The sequence below is a fragment of the Halapricum salinum genome (assembly GCF_004799665.1).
In the GTDB taxonomy this organism is placed as follows: Archaea; Halobacteriota; Halobacteria; order Halobacteriales; family Haloarculaceae; genus Halapricum; species Halapricum salinum.
In genome coordinates this window covers 1682237-1701456 of sequence record NZ_CP031310.1, presented here as the reverse complement: position 1 = coordinate 1701456, position 19220 = coordinate 1682237, and the positions used below count along the sequence as shown (strand labels likewise).

The 19220-nt window shown below is 64.8% G+C and carries 18 protein-coding genes and 3 tRNA genes; 12 read left to right on the top strand and 9 right to left on the bottom strand.

Features of this window, described 5'->3' with window-relative positions:
- The first annotated feature begins 65 nt into the window (after positions 1 to 65).
- The 5 genes from trpC (at position 66) to DV733_RS08600 (ending at position 4074) form a co-directional block, all read left to right on the top strand.
- A complete protein-coding gene (gene trpC / locus DV733_RS08620) occupies positions 66 to 848 on the top strand; it encodes an indole-3-glycerol phosphate synthase (protein ID WP_049995082.1) in 783 nt (260 codons plus the stop codon).
- Positions 845 to 2125 carry a tryptophan synthase subunit beta gene (gene trpB / locus DV733_RS08615; protein ID WP_049995083.1) on the top strand — a complete coding sequence of 427 codons (1281 nt, stop codon included), beginning with the start codon at positions 845 to 847 and terminating at the stop codon, positions 2123 to 2125. Before trpC ends, trpB begins: the two co-directional genes overlap by 4 nt.
- Positions 2122 to 2949, top strand: a complete 828-nt coding sequence (gene trpA / locus DV733_RS08610; protein ID WP_049995084.1) for a tryptophan synthase subunit alpha — start codon at positions 2122 to 2124, stop codon at positions 2947 to 2949. The genes trpB and trpA overlap by 4 nt, the downstream gene beginning before the upstream one ends.
- A gap of 75 nt (positions 2950 to 3024) precedes the next feature.
- Positions 3025 to 3405, top strand: coding sequence for a winged helix-turn-helix transcriptional regulator (locus DV733_RS08605; protein WP_049995085.1), 381 nt, complete (start codon positions 3025 to 3027; stop codon positions 3403 to 3405).
- 69 nt (positions 3406 to 3474) lie between these two features.
- The gene (locus tag DV733_RS08600) at positions 3475 to 4074 is read left to right on the top strand and encodes a winged helix-turn-helix transcriptional regulator (RefSeq protein ID WP_049995086.1); all 600 of its coding nucleotides are present in this window, start codon (positions 3475 to 3477) and stop codon (positions 4072 to 4074) included.
- A 358-nt stretch (positions 4075 to 4432) separates the two neighbouring features.
- On the opposite strand, the gene DV733_RS08595 is transcribed toward DV733_RS08600, so the two are convergent.
- Positions 4433 to 4507 (bottom strand) — tRNA-Ile (locus DV733_RS08595).
- A gap of 328 nt (positions 4508 to 4835) precedes the next feature.
- A tRNA-Asn gene (locus tag DV733_RS08590) sits at positions 4836 to 4908 on the bottom strand.
- 98 nt (positions 4909 to 5006) lie between these two features.
- Here DV733_RS08590 and cca point away from each other — a divergent pair.
- On the top strand, positions 5007 to 6365 hold the full coding sequence (gene cca / locus DV733_RS08585; RefSeq protein ID WP_049995087.1) for a CCA tRNA nucleotidyltransferase: 1359 nt from the start codon (positions 5007 to 5009) through the stop codon (positions 6363 to 6365).
- 19 nt (positions 6366 to 6384) lie between these two features.
- On the opposite strand, the gene DV733_RS08580 is transcribed toward cca, so the two are convergent.
- From DV733_RS08580 to DV733_RS08560, 5 genes are all read right to left on the bottom strand, one after another.
- A complete protein-coding gene (locus DV733_RS08580) occupies positions 6385 to 7926 on the bottom strand; it encodes an alkaline phosphatase family protein (RefSeq protein WP_049995088.1) in 1542 nt (513 codons plus the stop codon).
- 69 nt (positions 7927 to 7995) lie between these two features.
- A complete protein-coding gene (locus DV733_RS08575) occupies positions 7996 to 9021 on the bottom strand; it encodes a lysylphosphatidylglycerol synthase transmembrane domain-containing protein (protein ID WP_049995089.1) in 1026 nt (341 codons plus the stop codon).
- Complete coding sequence (locus tag DV733_RS08570; RefSeq protein WP_049995090.1) at positions 9014 to 9847, bottom strand: polysaccharide deacetylase family protein; 834 nt, start codon at positions 9845 to 9847, stop codon at positions 9014 to 9016. The genes DV733_RS08575 and DV733_RS08570 overlap by 8 nt, the downstream gene beginning before the upstream one ends.
- On the bottom strand, positions 9840 to 10232 hold the full coding sequence (locus DV733_RS08565) for a DUF2304 domain-containing protein (RefSeq protein ID WP_049995091.1): 393 nt from the start codon (positions 10230 to 10232) through the stop codon (positions 9840 to 9842). The genes DV733_RS08570 and DV733_RS08565 overlap by 8 nt, the downstream gene beginning before the upstream one ends.
- On the bottom strand, positions 10229 to 10966 hold the full coding sequence (locus DV733_RS08560; protein WP_079979531.1) for a glycosyltransferase family 2 protein: 738 nt from the start codon (positions 10964 to 10966) through the stop codon (positions 10229 to 10231). The genes DV733_RS08565 and DV733_RS08560 overlap by 4 nt, the downstream gene beginning before the upstream one ends.
- Before the next feature lie 143 nt (positions 10967 to 11109).
- Between DV733_RS08560 and DV733_RS08555 the strand changes: the two genes are divergently transcribed.
- On the top strand, positions 11110 to 12999 hold the full coding sequence (locus DV733_RS08555) for a glycosyltransferase family 39 protein (RefSeq protein WP_049995092.1): 1890 nt from the start codon (positions 11110 to 11112) through the stop codon (positions 12997 to 12999).
- An 18-nt stretch (positions 13000 to 13017) separates the two neighbouring features.
- On the opposite strand, the gene DV733_RS08550 is transcribed toward DV733_RS08555, so the two are convergent.
- A tRNA-Val gene (locus tag DV733_RS08550) sits at positions 13018 to 13091 on the bottom strand.
- Between the two features lie 84 nt (positions 13092 to 13175).
- Here DV733_RS08550 and DV733_RS08545 point away from each other — a divergent pair.
- Genes DV733_RS08545 through rio1 form a run of 3 tightly spaced genes read left to right on the top strand, consistent with a single transcriptional unit; the run spans position 13176 to position 16609 of the window.
- Complete coding sequence (locus tag DV733_RS08545) at positions 13176 to 13697, top strand: DUF192 domain-containing protein (protein WP_049995093.1); 522 nt, start codon at positions 13176 to 13178, stop codon at positions 13695 to 13697.
- 44 nt (positions 13698 to 13741) lie between these two features.
- Positions 13742 to 15694: an ABC transporter ATP-binding protein gene (locus DV733_RS08540; RefSeq protein ID WP_049995094.1), complete on the top strand. Its 1953-nt coding sequence runs from the start codon at positions 13742 to 13744 to the stop codon at positions 15692 to 15694.
- 48 nt (positions 15695 to 15742) lie between these two features.
- A complete protein-coding gene (gene rio1, locus DV733_RS08535; protein WP_049995095.1) occupies positions 15743 to 16609 on the top strand; it encodes a serine/threonine-protein kinase Rio1 in 867 nt (288 codons plus the stop codon).
- A 13-nt stretch (positions 16610 to 16622) separates the two neighbouring features.
- Here rio1 and DV733_RS08530 read toward each other — a convergent pair whose 3' ends face one another.
- Positions 16623 to 16868, bottom strand: coding sequence for a hypothetical protein (locus tag DV733_RS08530; protein WP_049995096.1), 246 nt, complete (start codon positions 16866 to 16868; stop codon positions 16623 to 16625).
- An 83-nt stretch (positions 16869 to 16951) separates the two neighbouring features.
- Between DV733_RS08530 and DV733_RS08525 the strand changes: the two genes are divergently transcribed.
- A complete protein-coding gene (locus DV733_RS08525; RefSeq protein WP_049995097.1) occupies positions 16952 to 17815 on the top strand; it encodes a winged helix-turn-helix domain-containing protein in 864 nt (287 codons plus the stop codon).
- Positions 17816 to 17895: 80 nt separating this feature from the next.
- Positions 17896 to 19218: an MFS transporter gene (locus DV733_RS08520; RefSeq protein WP_049995098.1), complete on the top strand. Its 1323-nt coding sequence runs from the start codon at positions 17896 to 17898 to the stop codon at positions 19216 to 19218.
- Positions 19219 to 19220 lie beyond the last annotated feature (2 nt).

The window sequence follows — 19220 nt, the reverse complement described above, 5'->3', positions numbered from 1 at the left end:
GAACGTACTGACAGGGATGTCGACACACAAGTCTTATGTACAACTCTGTCCGTTAGAGAACAGTAATGGATACTGGTGGCGAGATAGCGCCGGACGTTCGGTCGATCCTGAACGCTGCCCGCGACCGCAGTGGGGGTGGCGGGCGTGTCGCTGTCGACGCGCGATCACTGCCCGAAGCGTTCGACACGGCCGAAGCCGACGGTCGCGTGCCGGTGATCGCGGAGGTCAAGCCGACCTCGCCGACGACAGCGGGTGAACGTCGAGACGATCCGGTCGAGCTGGCCGAGCAGATGGTCGACGGCGGCGCGGCAGCCCTGTCGGTGCTGACCGAACCCGAACACTTCGGTGGCTCCCCAGAGGTCCTGAGACGTGTCCGCGAGGCCGTCGATGTCCCCGTCCTGCGGAAGGATTTCGTTCTCTACGAGGAGCAACTGGACGTCGTCGAGGCCGACGTGATCCTGTTGATCGTGCGCTTTCTCGAAGAGGAAGGCACTGACGACCTCGAAGACCTGCTCGCGGCGGCTCGCGAGCGGGGTTTTCAGGTACTCGTCGAGACCCACACCGAACGCGAGGTCGAGCAGGCGATCGACGCCGGTGCCGACATCGTCGGCGTGAACAACCGCGACCTCGCCGAGTTAGAAGTCGACCTCTCGACGTTCGAGGACGTGGCACCAACTGTGCCCGAGAACGTCACGCTCATTGCGGAAAGTGGCCTAGAGACGCCCGACGACGTGACACGCATGCGCACGGCGGGGGCCGACGCCTGTCTGATCGGCTCGGCGATCATGGCGGGGGACGTGCGCGAACGGACCCGGCAGTTCACCACTTCAGAGGAGACCCAATCATGAGTACGGACGACACAGACGGCAGTTTCGGACAGTACGGCGGCCAGTACGTTCCAGAAGTGCTGATGCCAGCCATCGAAGAGTTAGAAGACGCCTACCAGCGCTACGTCCTCGACAACGAGGACGGGTTCATGGACGAGTTCCGTCGCCGCCTCGCTGATTTCGGCGGGCGACCGCTCCCGCTCCAGCGAGCCGACCGCCTCAGCGAGCGCTACGACACCGAGGTCTACCTCAAGCGCGAGGACCTGCTTCACGGCGGCGCGCACAAGCTGAACAACGCCCTCGGGCAGGTCTTGCTGGCGAAGTACATGGGCAAAGACCGGATCATCGCCGAGACCGGTGCCGGCCAGCACGGCACGGCGACGGCGATGGCCGCCGCCCACCTCGACATGCCCTGTGAGATCTACATGGGCGAGACCGACATCGCCCGCCAGCGACCCAACGTCTTCCGAATGAAGATCAACGGTGCAGACGTCAATCCTGTGACGGTGGGCCGTGGGACGCTCAAAGAAGCGATTTCGGAGACGATGCGCGACTGGGCGACCAACGTCGAAGACACCCACTACGTCATCGGATCGGTCGTCGGTCCCCACCCGTTCCCCGCGATGGTCCGGGACTTCCAGTCCGTCATTTCGGAGGAGGCCCGCGAACAGATCCAGGAGAAGGCAGGCCGCCTCCCCGATTCCGTGCTCGCCTGCGCGGGCGGCGGGTCGAACACGATGGGCGCGTTCGCCCACTTCGTGGACGACGAGGCTGTCGATCTCGTTGCAGTGGAAGCAGGGGGGTCCTCGCTCACTGTCGACGAAGAGAACGGGGTCGCGCCCAACTCGGCGTCACTGTCGACCGGAAACGAGGGTGTTCTCCACGGCGCGCGCACCAAACTCCTGCAGGACGGCGACGGCCAGATCATGGAATCACATTCGGTCTCGGCCGGCCTGGACTACTCGGGCGTCGGTCCGGAACTGGCCCACCTCGTCGACGAGGACCGCGTCACCCCCGTCAACGTCGGCGACGACGCCGCCCTGGAGGCGTTCCACCGGCTCTCCCAGGACGAGGGGATCATCCCCGCGCTCGAGACGGCTCACGCCTTCGCCTTCTTAGAGGAGAACCCCGAGAAAGTGGGCGAGGTGACCATCGTCAACGTCTCCGGCCGCGGCGACAAGGACCTCGAGACCGTCATCGAAGAGACTGCCAAACGCGATCTCGACATCGCGCCGGACATGAGCGTCTTCGAGCAGGTCGGCGCGGGTGCACTCGGTGGGCAGGGGGGCCACGAATGAGCCTGCAGGACGTCTTCGAGAGCGGCGAGCCGGCGTTCGTCCCCTATCTCGCCGCCGGTGACCCGAGCTACGAAGCCTCCATCGAGTACGTCGAGGCGCTGGAACGTGGTGGCGCCGACGTGATCGAACTCGGGCTGCCCTTCTCGGAACCGATCGCCGAGGGGAACACGATCCAGAACGCCGTCGTCCGCGCACTGGAGTCGGGGATGACTCCCGAGCGCTACTTCGAGTTCGTCGCGGATCTCGATGTGGACGTCCCGCTGGTCTGTATGACCTACTACAATCTCGTGTTTCAATATGGAGAGGAGCACGGCCCGCGGCCGTTCGTCGAGAAGGCCGCCGAGGTCGGTATCGAAGGGTTCGTCATCGTCGACCTCCCCGCCGAGGAGGCCGACCCCCTTCGGGACGCCTGCGACGAGTTCGGGCTGGACCTGATCTTCATCGTCGCACCGACGACGACCGACGAGCGCCTCACGAGCATGCGCGAGCGTGTCTCCGGCTACGTCTACGTGCAGGCTCGAACGGGTGTCACGGGCGCCCGCGACGACGTCAGTGACCAGACCGCCCAGACGCTCGATCGGATCGGCGACTGGAACGTTCCCAGGGCAGTCGGCTTCGGGATCAAAACCGGTGAGCATGCCGAACGGATCGTCCGCGCCGGGGCTGACGGCGTCATCGTCGGCTCCGCGCTCGTCGACATCATCGCTGACGGAACAGCAAACGACGACCCCATCTCCGAGACGGCCGCGAAACTGGAAGCGAAAGCCCGCGAACTGAAGGACGGCGCGTTGCGAGGCGTGCAGGCGACCGCCGAGAACGAGTAGCGATCACTCTCGGAGATCGCCTGCCGACCGGTTTCGATGGAGTACCGTTATTGAGTTTGCGATCGATTGTCGCACATGGATGATTCCAGAGCCGACACCGAGCAACTCGAAGTCTGGTGTGCGGGCGAGGAGTGGTGCCCCGTCACGACGACGGCGACGCTGATCGGCAAGAAGTGGCACCCAGTGATCGTCCATCGGCTGCTCGAAAACGGTCCGAGCGGGTTCAACGAACTCAAAGAAGACGTCGACGGCATCTCCAGCAAAGTGCTCTCGGACAGCCTCGACGACCTCGAAGAAAAGCGGCTGGTCTCCCGCGAAGTCGTCAACGAGAAACCGTTTCGCGTCCAGTACTCGCTGACTGACCACGGCGCGTCACTGGAGCCAGTGATCCACGCCATGCGAGACTGGGGCCGGCAGTATCTGACCGCTCCCGAAGACGAGACAGGCACATCCTGACACTACCACGCCAAATCGAAAGTCGATAGCCGGTGAACCTTTTGTCGGGTGATGTCGTTGTATTCGGGTATGCGCGACCTCGACGAGACCGACCTCGAGATCATGGAGTTACTGTTGTCCAACGCCCGGCGGCCCTACAGCGACATCGCGGAGGTCGTCGGCCTCTCTGCCCCGGCCGTCTCCGATCGCGTCGAGCGCCTTCAGGAGATGGGGATCATCGAGCGCTTCACGCTGGCTATCGACCGCTCGCAGCTACGCAAGGGGATCCCCGTCCTGGTGACACTCGATCTCGCGTCGAACGGCCCGGAGACGTCCGCACTCGCGGAGACGTTCCTGGCCGCCGACGCCGTCGAGCACGTGTTCACGACCGCCGAAGCCGATCTGGTGGTCTTCGCTCGTGTGCCCGACAACGACGTCGCAAGTTGGCTGACCGACACCGTCGAGGGCGACGTGATCGATGACTTCGCGGTGACGTTGCTCTCCCAGGCGGAGTGGTCACCCGATCTGGGCGGGACGGAGTTCGCCCTCTCCTGTGCCCAGTGTGGGAATACGGTCGACAACGAGGGAACCGCCGCCCGGATCGACGGCGACCTCTATCAGTTCTGCTGTCCCTCGTGTGAAGCCCGCTTCGAGGAGAAGTACGAGGAGCTGCAGCAGGGCGCTGACTGAGACAGGTCTGGACGGCCCACGTTAGTCGGCCGCCGATGCGGGCATCTCCTGACTCCCCTGTCCGACCACCTCCTGGCGGTGCAGCCGTTCGCGGAGCCCGTGGTCCTCGAACAGGTTCGAGACTCCAACGGGTTCTCTCTCGACACGCGACGTGACGGGCAGAACAGCCCAGAGACCGAAACGGGCCGATCCGCCCCCTGTGATTCCCAACAGGGATTGGCACGTTGGCCCCCGTATGGACCGGTTTCAGAACACGCGACATCGAAACTAGAAACGATATTCTCGATCCTGTACTATCCCCACTTTCGGACACTATACTGCCGATACTACTTCGGCTCAGAACCGGGCAGAAATTGGATGGGCCCTGCCGGATTTGAACCAGCGCTCAATCGGTTATGAGCCGATCGCTTTAACCAGACTAAGCTAAGGGCCCTCAATCGCGCTTTCACGATACGGAGACTAAACTGTACCGTCTTGGGGGTGTCTGCGTCCTCCGAACGCCGCCAGTGCTCGAACCGATGCAAGACGGTCCTGCTCGCCTCACTCCGTTCGGCTGTGCAGGCTGCGACTTCCGTGTTCGAGCCTGTCGATCTCGTCCACATCGCTCACGGACGGCTCGCTCCGCTCGCCGACTTGTTCGCGATAGAAGGACGCCATCGTGAGACTACGTCTCATGGGCCGTGAATTTTCTGTGAAAATTGACGCCGTCCCGAGAACTGCATAGCAGTTCTCGTGGGCCGAAAAATCGCTCCGCGATTTTACGCCGCCGCCAGGGCTCGAACCTGGGACAACCTGGGTAACAACCAGGTGCTCTACCAGCTGAGCTACGGCGGCTCGTGATCGCAATTTCTCGTAGTCGGAGTTATTTGATAGGGCTTTCGCTTCGCGACCGCATCGACACGCTTTCACGTACTTGTCGGCATCCCTCTGATATGAGCGATGAGTTCGACGCCGTCCTCGAAGACATCCGCGAGCGCGTCGATCCCGGACCCGGCGAACGCGAGCGCCTGCAGGCGGTTGTCGACGAACTGACCACCGAGATTGAGACCGCCATCACCGACCTCCCGATCGAAGCCGACGTCGTCCAGGTCGGCTCGACGGCCCGCGGAACCTGGATCGCTGGCGACCGCGACGTCGACCTGTTCGTCCGGTTCCCGGCCGACCTCCCGCGCGAGGAGCTCGAGGCGTACGGTCTGCAGATCGGCCGGCAGGTCTTCCCTGAGGGCCGCGAAGAGTACGCCGAACACCCTTACGTCGTCGGGCAGCGCGGCGGATTCGACGTCGATCTGGTTCCCTGCTATGCGGTCGCCGACGCGACGCAGATCCAGTCAGCGGTCGACCGCACCCCCTTCCACACCGAGTACCTCGACGAGCACCTCGACGACGACCTCACCGGCGACGTCCGGGTCTGCAAGCAGTTCCTCACTGGGATCGGCGTCTACGGCAGCGACCTCCGGACACGGGGGTTCTCGGGCTATCTAACTGAACTCCTCGTTCTGGAGTGCGGCGGCTTTCGGCCGTTCGTCGAGGCGGCCGCAGACTGGCATCCGCCCGTGAAAATCGACCCCGAAGACCACGGTCGAGCGACCTTCGACGATCCGCTCGTCGTGATCGACCCCACCGATCCCGAGCGCAACGTCGCGGCCGTCTGCAGCGAGTCCAACGTCGCAAGACTCCAGCACTACGCTCGCGAACTGCTGGCCGACCCCCGGGTGGACCTGTTCCTCCCGGCCGAGCGCGACCCGCTCGACACGGACGCCGTGGCCGCGGCGTTCGAGAAGCGGGAGACGACACCCGTTGCACTCGTCTTCGAGACGCCTGACCTCGTCGAGGACGACCTCTACCCGCAGCTTCGAAAGTCACTGGCTGGAATCGTGAGCCTGCTCGACCGCGAGGGCTTCGACGTCCTGCGTTCGGATCTGTTCGCGGACGACGAGCGAGCCGTCCTGCTGGCCGAACTCGAAGTCCTCGAGCGGCCGGCCGTCGCCCGCCACGAGGGGCCGCCAGTACACGTCCGCCAGCACGCCGAAGGGTTCTTCGGGCGCTACGAGAGCGACGAGACGGTCACCGGCCCGTTCATCGAGGGGGATCGCTACGTCGTCGAACGCGAGCGTGAGCACACGACCGCCGCAGCACTCCTCGACAGCGGCGCTGTCTTCGAGGTCGCGCTCGGGACGCACGTCGAGAGTACGATGGCCAACGACTACGACGTCCTCCCCGGGGAGGAAGTCGCGACGCTGGCCGAGGACTTCGGCGTCGAACTGGCAGACTATCTCGATCCGCGGCCGTGAGAAGGAGGGCGGCGTCTCGCTACTCCATGTAGCCCAATTGCTCGAGTCGCTCGGTGACGTCGTCGCCAGCGGCCGAGCGCTGGCCCGTGTCCGTCAGTGGCTCGCGGTTCTCGACGTCGGGTTCTTCGCTGAAGATATCGAGTACGTCGCCGACCATATCCGTCGGGATCGCCGCGTCCGCGCTGGCGAGGATGGTCGGAGCCATGTCCGTGATCGAGATCTGCTCGTGCTCGCCGCCGGCCTCGAAGGAGGGACCGGAGGCGACGAAGATTCCGGTATTGGTGTTTTCGGCAGCCCAGCGAGCGGGTTCGGTCGTGATTTCGCCGCCGCCCATGCCGTCGTTGACGTGGACGCCGGGGCGCTGCTCGACGACGACCTCCGGCGCTTCCTCGAGGTAGGGGCCGCTGTAGATCTCCTCGCCGCGATAGACGTTCGTGAACAGCGGGCCGTGCTCGTCTTCCAGCTCTCGGAGGTCCTCGATCAGGCTCTCGGCCACCGAATCGACGTCGTAGGCGGGGTTGACGTAGATCGGGCCCTGTGCGCTGGCGACGGCTTTCGTCTCGGGGAGGTCGATGGCGTCGAGTTTCCGCCCGCGCTTGACCCCGGCTTCCTGTGGAACCAGTTGCTGGACGCGCTCGGGGACGACTTTCGAGAGGAAATCGACCATCCCGAGGCGCTTTGCGACCGCCAGGGCGTTCTCGCGGGTCACGCCGATCCGCTGGAAGTAGGTGTCGACGCTCCCGGTCCGGGTCTGGTAGCCGTTCTGGGCGAGCCACTCGTTGACGTAGAATTCTGTCTGGGTCGCGGCGGCCCCGTGATCGGACATCAGGATGATGTCGGTGTCTTCGAGATTATCGAGCCGGCCGACCCACTCGTCGACGATCTTCCAGCCCCGTTTGGTGGGTTCGGCGTCCCAGAAGAAGTGATGCAAGACGTTCAGATAAAAGAGGGTGAGATGGGTGAAATCGAGGTTTCGCTCCTCGAACAGCGTGACCGCAGCCTCCAGGCGCGCCTCGAAGAGGTCGAGAATCGCGTCGACTTCTGCACCTGTTTCGTCGTTGCTGGATAGCAGGGGGTCGGGGTGGACGCGATAGCCGAAGCGGTCTTCGAGTTCGCTTGCCAGTTCAGGCGGCTGGGTGTAGCCCTCCTCCAGGGAACGATACTCGCCTTCGACGGCGTCCGGTCCACCAGAAACCATGAACTCCTCGATGTCCCGCGGCGGGTACGTCGATGGCATGTTCATCACACCTGCCGTCTGGCCCTCGTCGTTGAGGTAGTCCCACAGTTCGGGCGTGTCGAAGTCGCTGCCGTTGCAGACCGAAATTTCCCCGTTTTCGAGGTCGACCTTCTCGAACCAGAAGACGCCGAAGCCGCCGGGATTCTTCCCGGAGGCGTAGCACTTCCAGTTGGGGAACGTCACGGGCGGGAGGCAACTGCGACTCTCGGCCCAGGTGCCCGAGTCGCGGAGCGCCGCGATGTTGGGGAGCTCGCCGGCCTCGATCCACGGCTCTAACAGCCGCCAGCTCGCGCCGTCGAGTCCCAGGACGAACGTTCGAGTCATGGCTGGGAGTATCCGGTCGGCTGTGAAATGTCTGTCCACTTCCGTCTCGGACTCGACTTCAGAGTGGGGCTACTCCGTGCTCTCCCACGGCAGCCCGAGCCGCATCGTCGGATACCAGCCGATCACCGCAGGAAGATACGTCCCCAGAAACCGATCGATGAGGATGGTCGGGCCGGCGATGGCGGCCGGGACGCCCAGTGCGGCCAGCACCAGCGTGGCGGAGGCCTCGGCGACGCCGATCCCACCGGGCGTGATCGGCAGCAGTGTCACGGCGTAGGCGGTCACCAGCGCCAGTGGCAACAGATACAGCGGAGTGAACTCCACGCCTGCCGCCGAGAGCAACAGCCACACCCGCAGTGCAGGCATGGCCAGCAGCGCGACCGACCATCCGAGGACGTAGCCGCCGACAGCGATCGGATCACGGCGGAGTTTCGAGAGTGTCTCGGCCGTCTCGGCCCCGATATCCGGCAACGCGTCGACCATCGTCGTGAGGACGACCTCGGCGTAGGGCAGTCGATCGATCGGCGTCCGTCGACGGAGGCCGTCGGCGAGCGTCGCCGCTCCACCGAGGCGAGCCCCGGCCACCAGCAAGAGGGGACCGACGACCAGGTACAGCCCCGCAGAGGCGGCGATCACCAACAGGAGACCGACCGACAACTCTGTAGCAAAGGCGGCCAATCCGGCGAAGGCGACGATTCCGTACAGCAGCGCGAACAGCGCCGTATGGAGCGTCGCGACCGCGACGACCGTCCCCCAGGAGTAGCCAGTGTACTGGCGCAACACCGCCGGTGCGAGGGACTTCCCCACTGCCTGGGAGGGCGTGAGATGGTTGACAAACCTGACCGTGAGCATGACACCGGCGGCCGCACGAAACGGCGTCGGCTGCAGACGGTTCAACAGCACGTGCCAGTTCCAGAACTGCGCGACCGTCCCCAGCACTGACGCGCCGAGGACGACCGCGACAGCCGCAGGGGCCATCCCCGACAGCCGTTCGAGGATGATCCCCCAATCGGCCTGCCAGACGAGCCAGCCAAGCGCGACGAAGCCGATACCGTACCGGAGGAGCCATAGCAGCCGCCCTCTGAGATCACTCATTGCTCGCCTCCACAACCTCGCGAGCGGTGACGAATTCGAAGTCGCTCGCGAGGATGCGTTCGATCGCCCGCCACATCCACGCGCCCGTCCGGACGTACACGCGCTTCGGGACCCCTTCGACGTTCGGCAACGTCGCCAGTTCCCAGGGGTGGACGTACAGGACCGGCGTGATTCCCCTGCGAGCGAGTAGTTGCATCCCGAGCAGCGTGTAATGGACGCCGAAAAACCGGATCCAGGTACCCGTCAGGGGCAGGCCGATCCCGGGCATCACGGCAATAGGCAGTTCGGTCAGCGACTCGGGTGCGCCCGGGCTGAGGTCGCTCGCGGGCGTCGGCTCGTGGACGCCCCACTCACCGCCGTACCAACCGGGGATCGACCGACAGGGCGCGACGCTCGAATCGTAGCTGTAGCCCGCCTCGGCGAGCAACTCGAAGTGATCGTCGCCGAAGTCGAACGCCGGCGCGCGAAAGCCGTCGACCTCGACGCCAGTCACCGACTCCAGGACCGCTCGGGAGCGTTCGAGTTCCTCGCGCCGCTGGTCGGGCGTGCAGTCGGTCAGGAGTGGATGGGTATGCGTATGCGAGGCGATTTCGTGGCCGGCCTCGGCCGCGGCGACGATCCGGTCGGGGTCGCGCTGGGCGACGTCAGAGACGACGAAAAAGGTCGCGTCGGCGTCGTACTCCTCCAGGGTCGAGAGCAGGCGCTCCATCGTGCCCGGGCCGACGGCTTCGGGATCGGGAATCGAGCCGCTGGCGCTCCGGTAGGCGGGCGTGTGCGCGAAGCTCTCGAAGTCGATCGAGAGCACGGCACTGGGCATCTCAGTCATCGTCGTCGGTCCGCTGATCGAGGTCGTAGCGCAACAGTGCCAGCTCCTGGTTGAGATCCGACAGCTGCTTGCGACTCTCGACGAGCTGGATGTAGCTGTAGAAGACCAGGAACAACAGGAGGAGATTCGAGACGAACAGGACCGACTCGGGACCGCGAGCGAACCCAAGCAGTGCCATCGCGCCTTCCAGTCCGCCGAGCAGATCGACACTCGTGATCGCGCTCCCGACCGAGATGACGAGCAGCGCGACGCCGAAGCCGGCCCACAGGAGGAACTCGAAGACGCCCTCCTTGCGATCGCTGACCAGCCGATAACTCTGGTAGAGCAACGCGAGTCCGGCGATCACACCGATCACGTGGATCGGCGCGAGTGCGAGTCCGGTCATCGGAACAGTAGCACCTTCAGCGTGGTCTTGAGCATCCGCGGCGGGTACTTCAGAAACGTGCCGAGGTCGAACTGCGAGCCGTCGGTCTCCGGGGGCATCGGCGTCGAGATCTCGACGATCTTGTAGCCCTTCCGAGAGGCTTCGAGGGTCTGTTCGAGCGCCCAGTGGCTGTTCTCGGGCCGGGAGAGATCCGCGAGGAGTTCGGTCGTGTACGCCCGGAAGCCGCTGGTGACGTCGGTGATATTCAGGTCGCTCAGGGCGTTGACTTCCCAGGTGAAAAACCGGATGCCGGCCCGCCGGACCAGGCTGTACTCCTTGTAGCTGTCGTTGAGGAACCGACTGCCGATCACCATGTCGGCGTCTTCCTCGACGACCTTGGCCAGCAGCCGGGGGATGTCCGCGGGGTCGTGCTGGCCGTCGCCGTCGATCTGGACGACGACGTCGAAGTGCTCGCGGGTGCCGACGAGATAACCGGTGTGGACGGCCCCGCCGACACCCATGTTCTTGGGTAGCGAGACCACGCCATCGGCGACTTCCCGGGCCGTCTCGGCGGTGTCGTCCGTGCTGGCGTCGTCGATCACGACGACCTTGTCGACGTACGCCCGGGTCTCGCTGACGACGTCCGCGATCGTTCCGGCCTCGTTGTAGGCGGGCACGATCGCGAGTACCGACAGCTCGGCCTGCTGGCGCTGGGTGTCGACAGACACACCGTCGTGGGTCGATTGAGCAGACATTTCGTACCTGGCTCCCGAGGGAACTGTCAGACCGTACCTGTCGCGTTCAATTAACGATTTCGAGACGATCCCGGAACGACGTCGGTTCCGAGACGATCCCAGAGCGACTGTCTTTTTGTATCGTCGTCGGATAGCTGGTGGTGATGTGGCTGCCCTCCCCGCTCGAACGCGCCAGCGATCAGTTCCGAGAGGATCTGGCGGCAGACCCCTATCTGAAGTACATCCTCCTGGTGTCGGCGGTGCTTGCGACGTTCTGGATCTGGCATCGCCTGCCGAACTTCGCGACCCGTGACGAACGCTGGCGGGTCGTCGACTCGATGGAAGTCGCCGGGTTCGTTGCCGACGACGGGCTCACGCTCGAGGCGCTTCAGGACGGAACCTCCTACTGGCGTGTGTTCGGGCCGACGCTGTATCTCTACGGCCTCGTAGCGCTGCCGGCGATCGTGCTCACCTTCGCGATCGGTGACGGGCACGTCTTCTCGGACCTCCTTGGAGCCCTCGGGACCGACTTCTACGCCCACTGGCAAGCGATTCCGGCGTGGCTGTGGTGGGCGACGGTTCTGCCGGCCCGGTTGGTCAACGCCCTGCTGGCGGTCGGCTGTGTCTATCTGCTGTACCGGATCGGGACGAAACTTCGCGACCGTGCGACGGGACGACTGGCCGCGCTACTACTGGCGCTGACCTGGGGACTGATCTTCCTCGGTCACGAGGCCGGCGAGGACGTCCCCGCGCTGTTCTGTATCCTGCTGGCGTTCTACCTCGCGATCCGGTACGTCGAGACCGGGTCTCGACGGCTGTTCCTCTGGGGCAGCGCCGTCGGCGGGCTGGCGATCGCGTTCAAGCCGACCGCCGGGATCACCGCCGTGATGCTCGGGATGGCCTACTTGCTCCACGCGAGGCGGGCCGACGACCCCGTTCGAGCACTCGCCCGGCCGGGCGTCCTCATCGGCGGGCCCGTCGTCGCGCTGGCGGTCATGTACCTCGCGTTCCCGAGCGTCGTTCTCAACGGGCACGAGGTCCTGCTCGACCGGCTCGACCGCGTGGCCAACGAGAAGACCAACAGCCACGGCTGGCTCGGCCGTCCGGCCTGGTGGTGGTACGTCCGCGGGACGGTCAACGGTCTCGGGTGGCCGCTCGCGATCGCCTGTCTGGGTGGCGTCGTCGCTGCGGTCGGCGGTCTCGGCCGCCGGGTGCTCCCGCCCGCACTCGCCCGTCTACGCGGCCAGTCGTCGGCCGACAGCGACCCGTCACTGGAGACCGACGGCATGGTTCTCGCGCTGGCCGGAATCGTCGTGATGACCGCCGTGTTCTCGACGTGGGCGTACTTCCGGACACACCACTTGCTGCCGATGTTCCCGCTCGCGATCGTGCTGGTCGCGCTGGCGCTGCGCTGGCTGGCCGACAGCCCGAGGACGGTCGGTGCTGTCGACGCCCACCGCCTCTTTCAGGGAGTGACAGCCGTCCTGCTGGTCACGACCGCGATCTACGCGGGCGTCGGCACGGTTGGGTACGCGACCCAGCCCCGCGATCAGGCAGTCTCGTGGTTGATCGAACACGGTGGCGAGAACGCGACCGTCGAGACCTACTCCGGAGACTCCCAGGAAGCCGCTGTCCCGCACGGCTGGACGATCTATCGGCCGACCGACGGCACACGAGGCATGGTGCTCGCCAACTGGATGCGACTGATCGAGCACCGCTGTCCCGACTACGTCGTGCTCAACTACCAGCGATCGATGCTCTGGCTCGCCCCCGAGAACCACAGCCAACTCGCGGACCGCTGGGCCCGACCTGGCGTTCCCACCTTCCTCGAATCGCTGCTCTCGGCCAATGGCGCCTACCCATACGAAGTCGCCGAACGATTCGGCCCCCAGCCCCCCTTCCGTGACGGCGGCGAGCCGTTCGACCCGACCTGGGACATGGTCCGCGCGGGAATCTACCCCCGGACGATCCAGTACGGCGATCCCCAGGACTTCGGCGTCTACGGCTACGCCGTCGTGCTGGAACGAACCGGAGCGTGTGATGGCTCGAATTAATGTAAATTATATGAAAAATGGGCCCGAGCGGATTTGAACCGCTGGCTTCGGCCTTGTAAAGGCCGCGTCATAACCAACTAGACCACGGACCCGTACCTCCGAGTTGACCAGCCGCGTGAATAACGCTTACTCTCTGGACCGACGACCTTACCCCGGGTCCGCCCCTCCGCAACTGCATGGAGTGGCCCGACCGCGACCGCCTCGTCACGCTCGTCGCGTTAGGGCTGGTCGTCCTCGCCATCGGGTTCTGGGCGCTCAGTCCGACCGGCCCACTCGGGGGACTGTTACACCCCCTCGACTACGACCGAGCGACCGTCGCGCTCGCCGACGAGAACGGGACCGAACTGGCCACTGTCGACGTCCGGATCGCCGACACCGAGCGCGAGCGCTACGTCGGCTTGAGCGAGACCGACTCGCTACAGGCTGGCGAGGGCATGCTGTTCGTCTTCCCCGAGTCAGACCGCCACGAGTTCATCATGCGTGACATGAGCTTTCCTCTCGATATCGTCTTCGTCGCGCCCAACGGGACCGTCACCACGATCCAGCACGCGCCCGTCCCCTCGAAGACGCCCGGTGACGACCTCCAGCGCTACCCCGGCACTGGCAAGTATGTCCTCGAAGTCCCGCAGGGGTACGCCAACACCACTGGACTCGGCGTCGGTGATCGGGTCGTCGTCCCGTCGAACGTGACCACCTAACACGTTGGCGACGGGCTTTTGGCCGACGGTTCCCTGAAACGGGTGTGGACGTTCACGCCGCCGACGACGAGGACGCGTTCGAAGACGAGCGCGAGCGTGTCGACCGACCCATGCGCCGTCTGTTCGCCGAGTACGGTCGCGAGAACAAGGGCTACTTCGCGGCCGGGCTGATCGCCAGTATCTTCGCTCGCGTCTTGGATCTGTTACCCCCGCTCCTGCTGGGGCTTGCGATCGACGCGATCATCCGCCAGGAGACCAGTTTCGGCCTCCTGTTGATCCCCGATTCGTGGCTCCCGACGACCCAGGCCGGACAGCTCTGGCTCACTGGCGGGCTAGTGGCCGGGGCCTTCCTGTTCGCCGCCGGCTTTCACTGGGCGCGCAACTGGGGCTGGAACAACTTCGCCCAGCACATCCAGCACGACGTCCGGACAGACACCTACGACAAGATGCAGCGGCTGAACATGGACTTCTACGCCGACAAGCAGACCGGCGAGATGATGTCCGTCCTCAGCAACGACGTGAATCGACTCGAACGGTTTCTGAACGACGGGATGAACTCGGTCTTCCGCCTGGGCGTGATGGTCGTCGGCATCGCAGCCATCCTCTTCTGGATCAACTGGCAACTGGCGCTGATCGCGCTCGTCCCGGTCCCGCTGATCGCCTTCTTCACCAAGAAGTTCATCGAGATTATCCAGCCCAAGTACGCCGACGTGCGCTCGTCGGTGGGCCAGCTCAACTCCCGACTGGAGAACAACCTCGGTGGCATCCAGGTCATCAAGACCTCGAATACGGAGTCCTTCGAGTCAGAGCGGGTCGACGACGTCTCCCAGGAGTACTTCGACGCCAACTGGGACGCCATCGGAACCCGGATCAAGTTCTTCCCCGGCCTCCGACTGATCTCGGGCATCGGCTTCGTCCTCACGTTCATCGTCGGCGGGCTGTGGGTGCTCAACGGCGACCTTCTGACTGGCGAGTTCGTCGTGTTCATCCTGTTCACGCAGCGGTTCATCTGGCCGATGGCGCAGTTCGGACAGATCATCAACATGTACCAGCGGGCCTACGCCTCCGCCGAGCGGATCTTCGGCCTGATGGACACGCCCAGCCGGATCGCCGAGGATCCCGACGCCGACCCACTCGACGTGACCGACGGTCGGGTCGTCTACGACGACGTGACCTTCGGGTACGACTACGATGCGGACTCCACCGACGAGGAAGACACTGGGGAGATCATCGTCGAGGACATCACCTTCGAAGTCGAGGGCGGCGACACCGTCGCGCTCGTCGGGCCGACCGGCGCGGGCAAGTCGACCGTCCTCAAGCTCCTGTTGCGGATGTACGACGTCGACGAGGGGGCGATTCGTATCGACGGGACCGACGTTCGGGACGTGACGATTCCGAGTCTTCGCCGGCAGATCGGCTACGTCAGCCAGGAGACCTTCCTGTTCTACGGCACCGTCGAAGAGAACATCACTTACGGCACCTTCGACGCCGACCACGAGGAAGTCGTCGAGGCCGCGAAGATGGCCGAAGCCCACCAGTTCATCCAGAACCTCCCCGAGGGGTACGAGACGAAAGTCGGCGAACGGGGCGTCAAGCTCTCGGGCGGCCAGCGCCAGCGGATCGCCATCGCCCGAGCGATCCTCAAGGATCCCGAGATTCTGGTGCTGGACGAGGCGACGAGCGACGTCGACACCGAGACGGAGATGCTCATCCAGAAGAGCCTGGACTCGCTCACTGCGGACCGAACGACGTTCGCTATCGCCCACCGGCTGTCGACGATCAAGGACGCAGATCAGATCGTCGTTATCGAGGACGGCCGGATCGTCGAGCGCGGGACCCACGAGGAGCTGCTGGCCGAGGACGGTCTCTATGCGAACCTCTGGGCCGTGCAGGCGGGCGAGATCGACGAACTGCCGCGGGAGTTCATCGAGCGGGCCGCGAAACGACGATCGCAGGTCGACACCGACGAGGTCGAGGCCGAAATGGACGACGACTGATCCAACAGACCCGCTTCTTTTGAGTCTCGGCGTCGTAGCCGGGGGTAGATGACAGGCGAGTTCGAACTCGTGGAGCCAGACGCCGTCGACTCACCAGGCGACGAGTGGGAGGAGATCGACGTCGAGGACACAGAGGCCGACCGCATCGCGCGGCGGCGCGACCGCGAGTTCAACGAATTCCGCAAGCGCATCAAAGACACCGAGCGGTTCAAGCTAGAGGAATCGGTGTTCGACGAGGCGACCTACGCGGCGATCTACAAACTCGTCCAGGACGGCCACATCGACGCCTTCGGCGGCCCCATCTCGACTGGCAAGGAGGCCAACGTCTACACGGCCAAAGCCGGCGAGGCGGAGGTTGCCGTCAAGGTTTACCGGATCAATTCGAGCGACTTCAAGGACATGCGCGGGTATCTCGACGGCGACCCGCGCTTCGAGGGGATCGGCCAGGACAAACGGAAGGTCGTGATGGCCTGGGTCCGCAAGGAATTCGCCAATCTCAAGCGCGCCCAGAAAGCCGGCGTCCGCGTCCCGAATCCGATCGCCGTCGAGCGAAACGTCCTCGTGATGGAGTACATCGCGACCGACGGTGACCGCGCCAAGCGACTCAACGAAGTCCATATCGAGAACCCCGAGACTGCCTACGAAGTCGTCGCCGAGTACATGCAGCGACTCTACGACGCCGGCCTCGTCCACGGGGATCTGAGCGAGTACAACATCGTCTTCCACGACGGCCAGCTGGTCGTCATCGACCTCGGGCAGGCGGTCACGAAACACCACCCCAACGCCGGTGACTTCCTCGAACGCGACTGTGAGAACGTCGCCGACTTCTTCGCTCGGCAGGGGATGGACGTGACGGGCGAGCAGTTGTACGAATTTGTGAGTGGTGAGGACGAGCAAAACGAGTCCGCCGAGTAGTGACCGGGGAATTTCACTCGGACTCCTCGTCGGAGCCGCGAGCGTACACCTCGGGGTCGTGGTCGTGGGTCAGCGACAGCACGAAGAGGAGCCCGAATGTGCCGAGCGTGATGTAGTACAGGTCCAGTGCCAACGGTCCGAGACGGAGCGTCTCCGATCCCGGTCTGGCCCACAGCAGCGTCACACCCAAACCGACCACGGCGGCGAGGAGGTACGTGTGAGACGACAGCCGGAGCAGGGTCTCCACCCAGTCCTCCATACCCGATGTCCAATCGCGGGGTGATTTCAGCGTTCCGGTGTGTCGGCCCCGAACGTTTTGTCCGAGAGCGATCAAGAGAGGACATGGACGACCGCGAGTCACCTGGCGGGCCCGGACCAACGCCGGACGTCGAGGAGGCCTTCTCGCTGCTGGCCGACGAGACGCGGCTGTCGATCCTGCAGGAGCTCTACGCCGAGGACGACCCCCTCTCGTTCTCACGACTCCGCGAACGCGTCGGTATGCGCGACAGCGGACAGTTCAACTATCACCTCGGGAAGCTCAAGGGGCGGTTCGTCACCCAGACCGACGACGGCTACGAACTGACGATGTCGGGCCTGCGGGTCCTCGGGGCAGTCTACGCGGGCTCGTACGACGAGGTGACGATCGATCCCATCCCGATCGACGATCCCTGTCCGCTCTGTGAGGGACCGCTGTCGGCAGTGTACGACCGTGATCACTTCGAGATCACGTGTGGTGACTGTGAGACACAGATCCTCGCCAATCCGGCACCGCCCGGAATCCTCCGTGGGCGCGAGCGTGAGGAACTGCCAACAATCTTCTCCCGGTACACGCGCCACGTCCTCGCACAGATTACCGACGGATTCTGTCCGTTCTGCCTCGGACCAACCGACATCGAGTTGGACGTTGAAAAAGTACCAGGGATCGGAGCGACCCACCGCTGTCGACACTGCGGTGTCGAAATGACGATGGCGACCGGTGCCTCGCTGCTGCAGGTGTCGGAGGTCGTCGCCTTCGCACTGGAACACGGTATCGACGTCCGCGAAGTCCCGCTGTGGTCGCAGAACGCCGTCTTCGGTGCCGACGAACGCCTGATCGAAGACGAGGACGATCCCGCGGCGATCGAGGTCGAAATCACGCTCGACGATGACACCCTCCTCGTCCGACTCGACGACGCCCTCCAGGTCGTCGAAACAACACGTTCCTGACAGAAACGCCGTTCTGTACCGCTGTCGACAGAAATGTCATTCTGCAGACCTTTATTCCGATCGGCACCGTTCGAACAGGTATGCGATCAGTACTCGGAAATCGGAACTTCAGGCGGTTGTTCGCGGGGCGGCTCATAACCAACGTCGGAGATAGCCTCTACTTCGTGGCGGCGACGTGGCTCGTCTACGACCTGACGGGTGATCCGACCTTCTCGGGGGTGGCTGGCTTTCTGGTGATGGCGCCCCAGGCACTGCAGGCGTTCGCGGGCCCGCTGGTCGACCGCTGGGATCTCAGGCGGTTGCTCGTCGGCACACAGGTCGTTCAGGGCGTCGTCATCCTGGCGCTGCCACTCGCTGCACACGTCGGTATGCTGTCGGTCTGGGTCGTCCTCACAGTGATACCGTTACTCTCGCTATTGAACCAGTTCGTCTACCCGGCCCAGTCGGCGGCGCTCCCGCGGATCGTCGAGCAGGACGAACTCGTGAGCGCGAACTCGCTGTTTTCGCTGGCCTACCAGGGGACCGAACTCGTCGCCAACGCCGCGGCCGGAATCTTGATCGCGGCCGTTGGCGCCGTCGCGCTGTTCGTCGTCGACTCGATCACGTTCGCGGCGGCAGCCCTGCTGTTCGCGACGGTTCGGGTCCCGCCGGCTGGAACTGGGGACGCAATGAGCGAGAGTGCGAGCGAGGAATCTGCAGAGGCGCCTGCTGCTGTCGCTGACGGCGGGCAGGAGACCGCAGAGCCGGCAGACGAATCTCCCCCAGAGCCCGACGGCTACCATGACTCACTCCGGGAGGGGCTGGGATTCGTTCGCGGGACGATCCTCGTGCCGATCGTGATCGGGGCGACGCTGGTCAACTTCGTCGCCAGCGGTGCGACGATCGGTGTGCTGCCCGCGTTCGCGGACTCGCTCGGCGGGGCGGGCGCCTACGGTGCCCTCATGGCCGCGATGGCCGGCGGGATGCTCGTCGGGGCCATCGTCGCGTCCAGTCTGGACACTCTCCCGTTCGGGCGACTCACGATCGGCTCCTTTCTCCTGAGTGGCTGCCTCTGGATGGCCGCGATCACCGCAGGATGGTTGCCGGCGACTGTCGCACTGTTCGCTCTCGCAGCCGTCCCGATCGGCGCGAGCAACGTCCTGCTATCGTCGGTCGTCCAGTCGGTGGTCCCCGACCGGCTGCTCGGGCGCGTCTCCGCACTGCTCGGCAGCGCCTCGACGGCGGCCGTCCCGGTCGGCGCGTTACTGGGCGGGGCCGCGGCGTCGGTGTTCGGCCCGGCGACCGTCATGCTCGCGGGCGGGGCCGGCGTGCTCCTGCTGGGCGTCTACTGGCTGGCACACCCGCGACTCCGCGCGATGGGTGCCGTCAGCGACGCCGAGACGTTGCAGGTGGAGCCGGCCTAGTC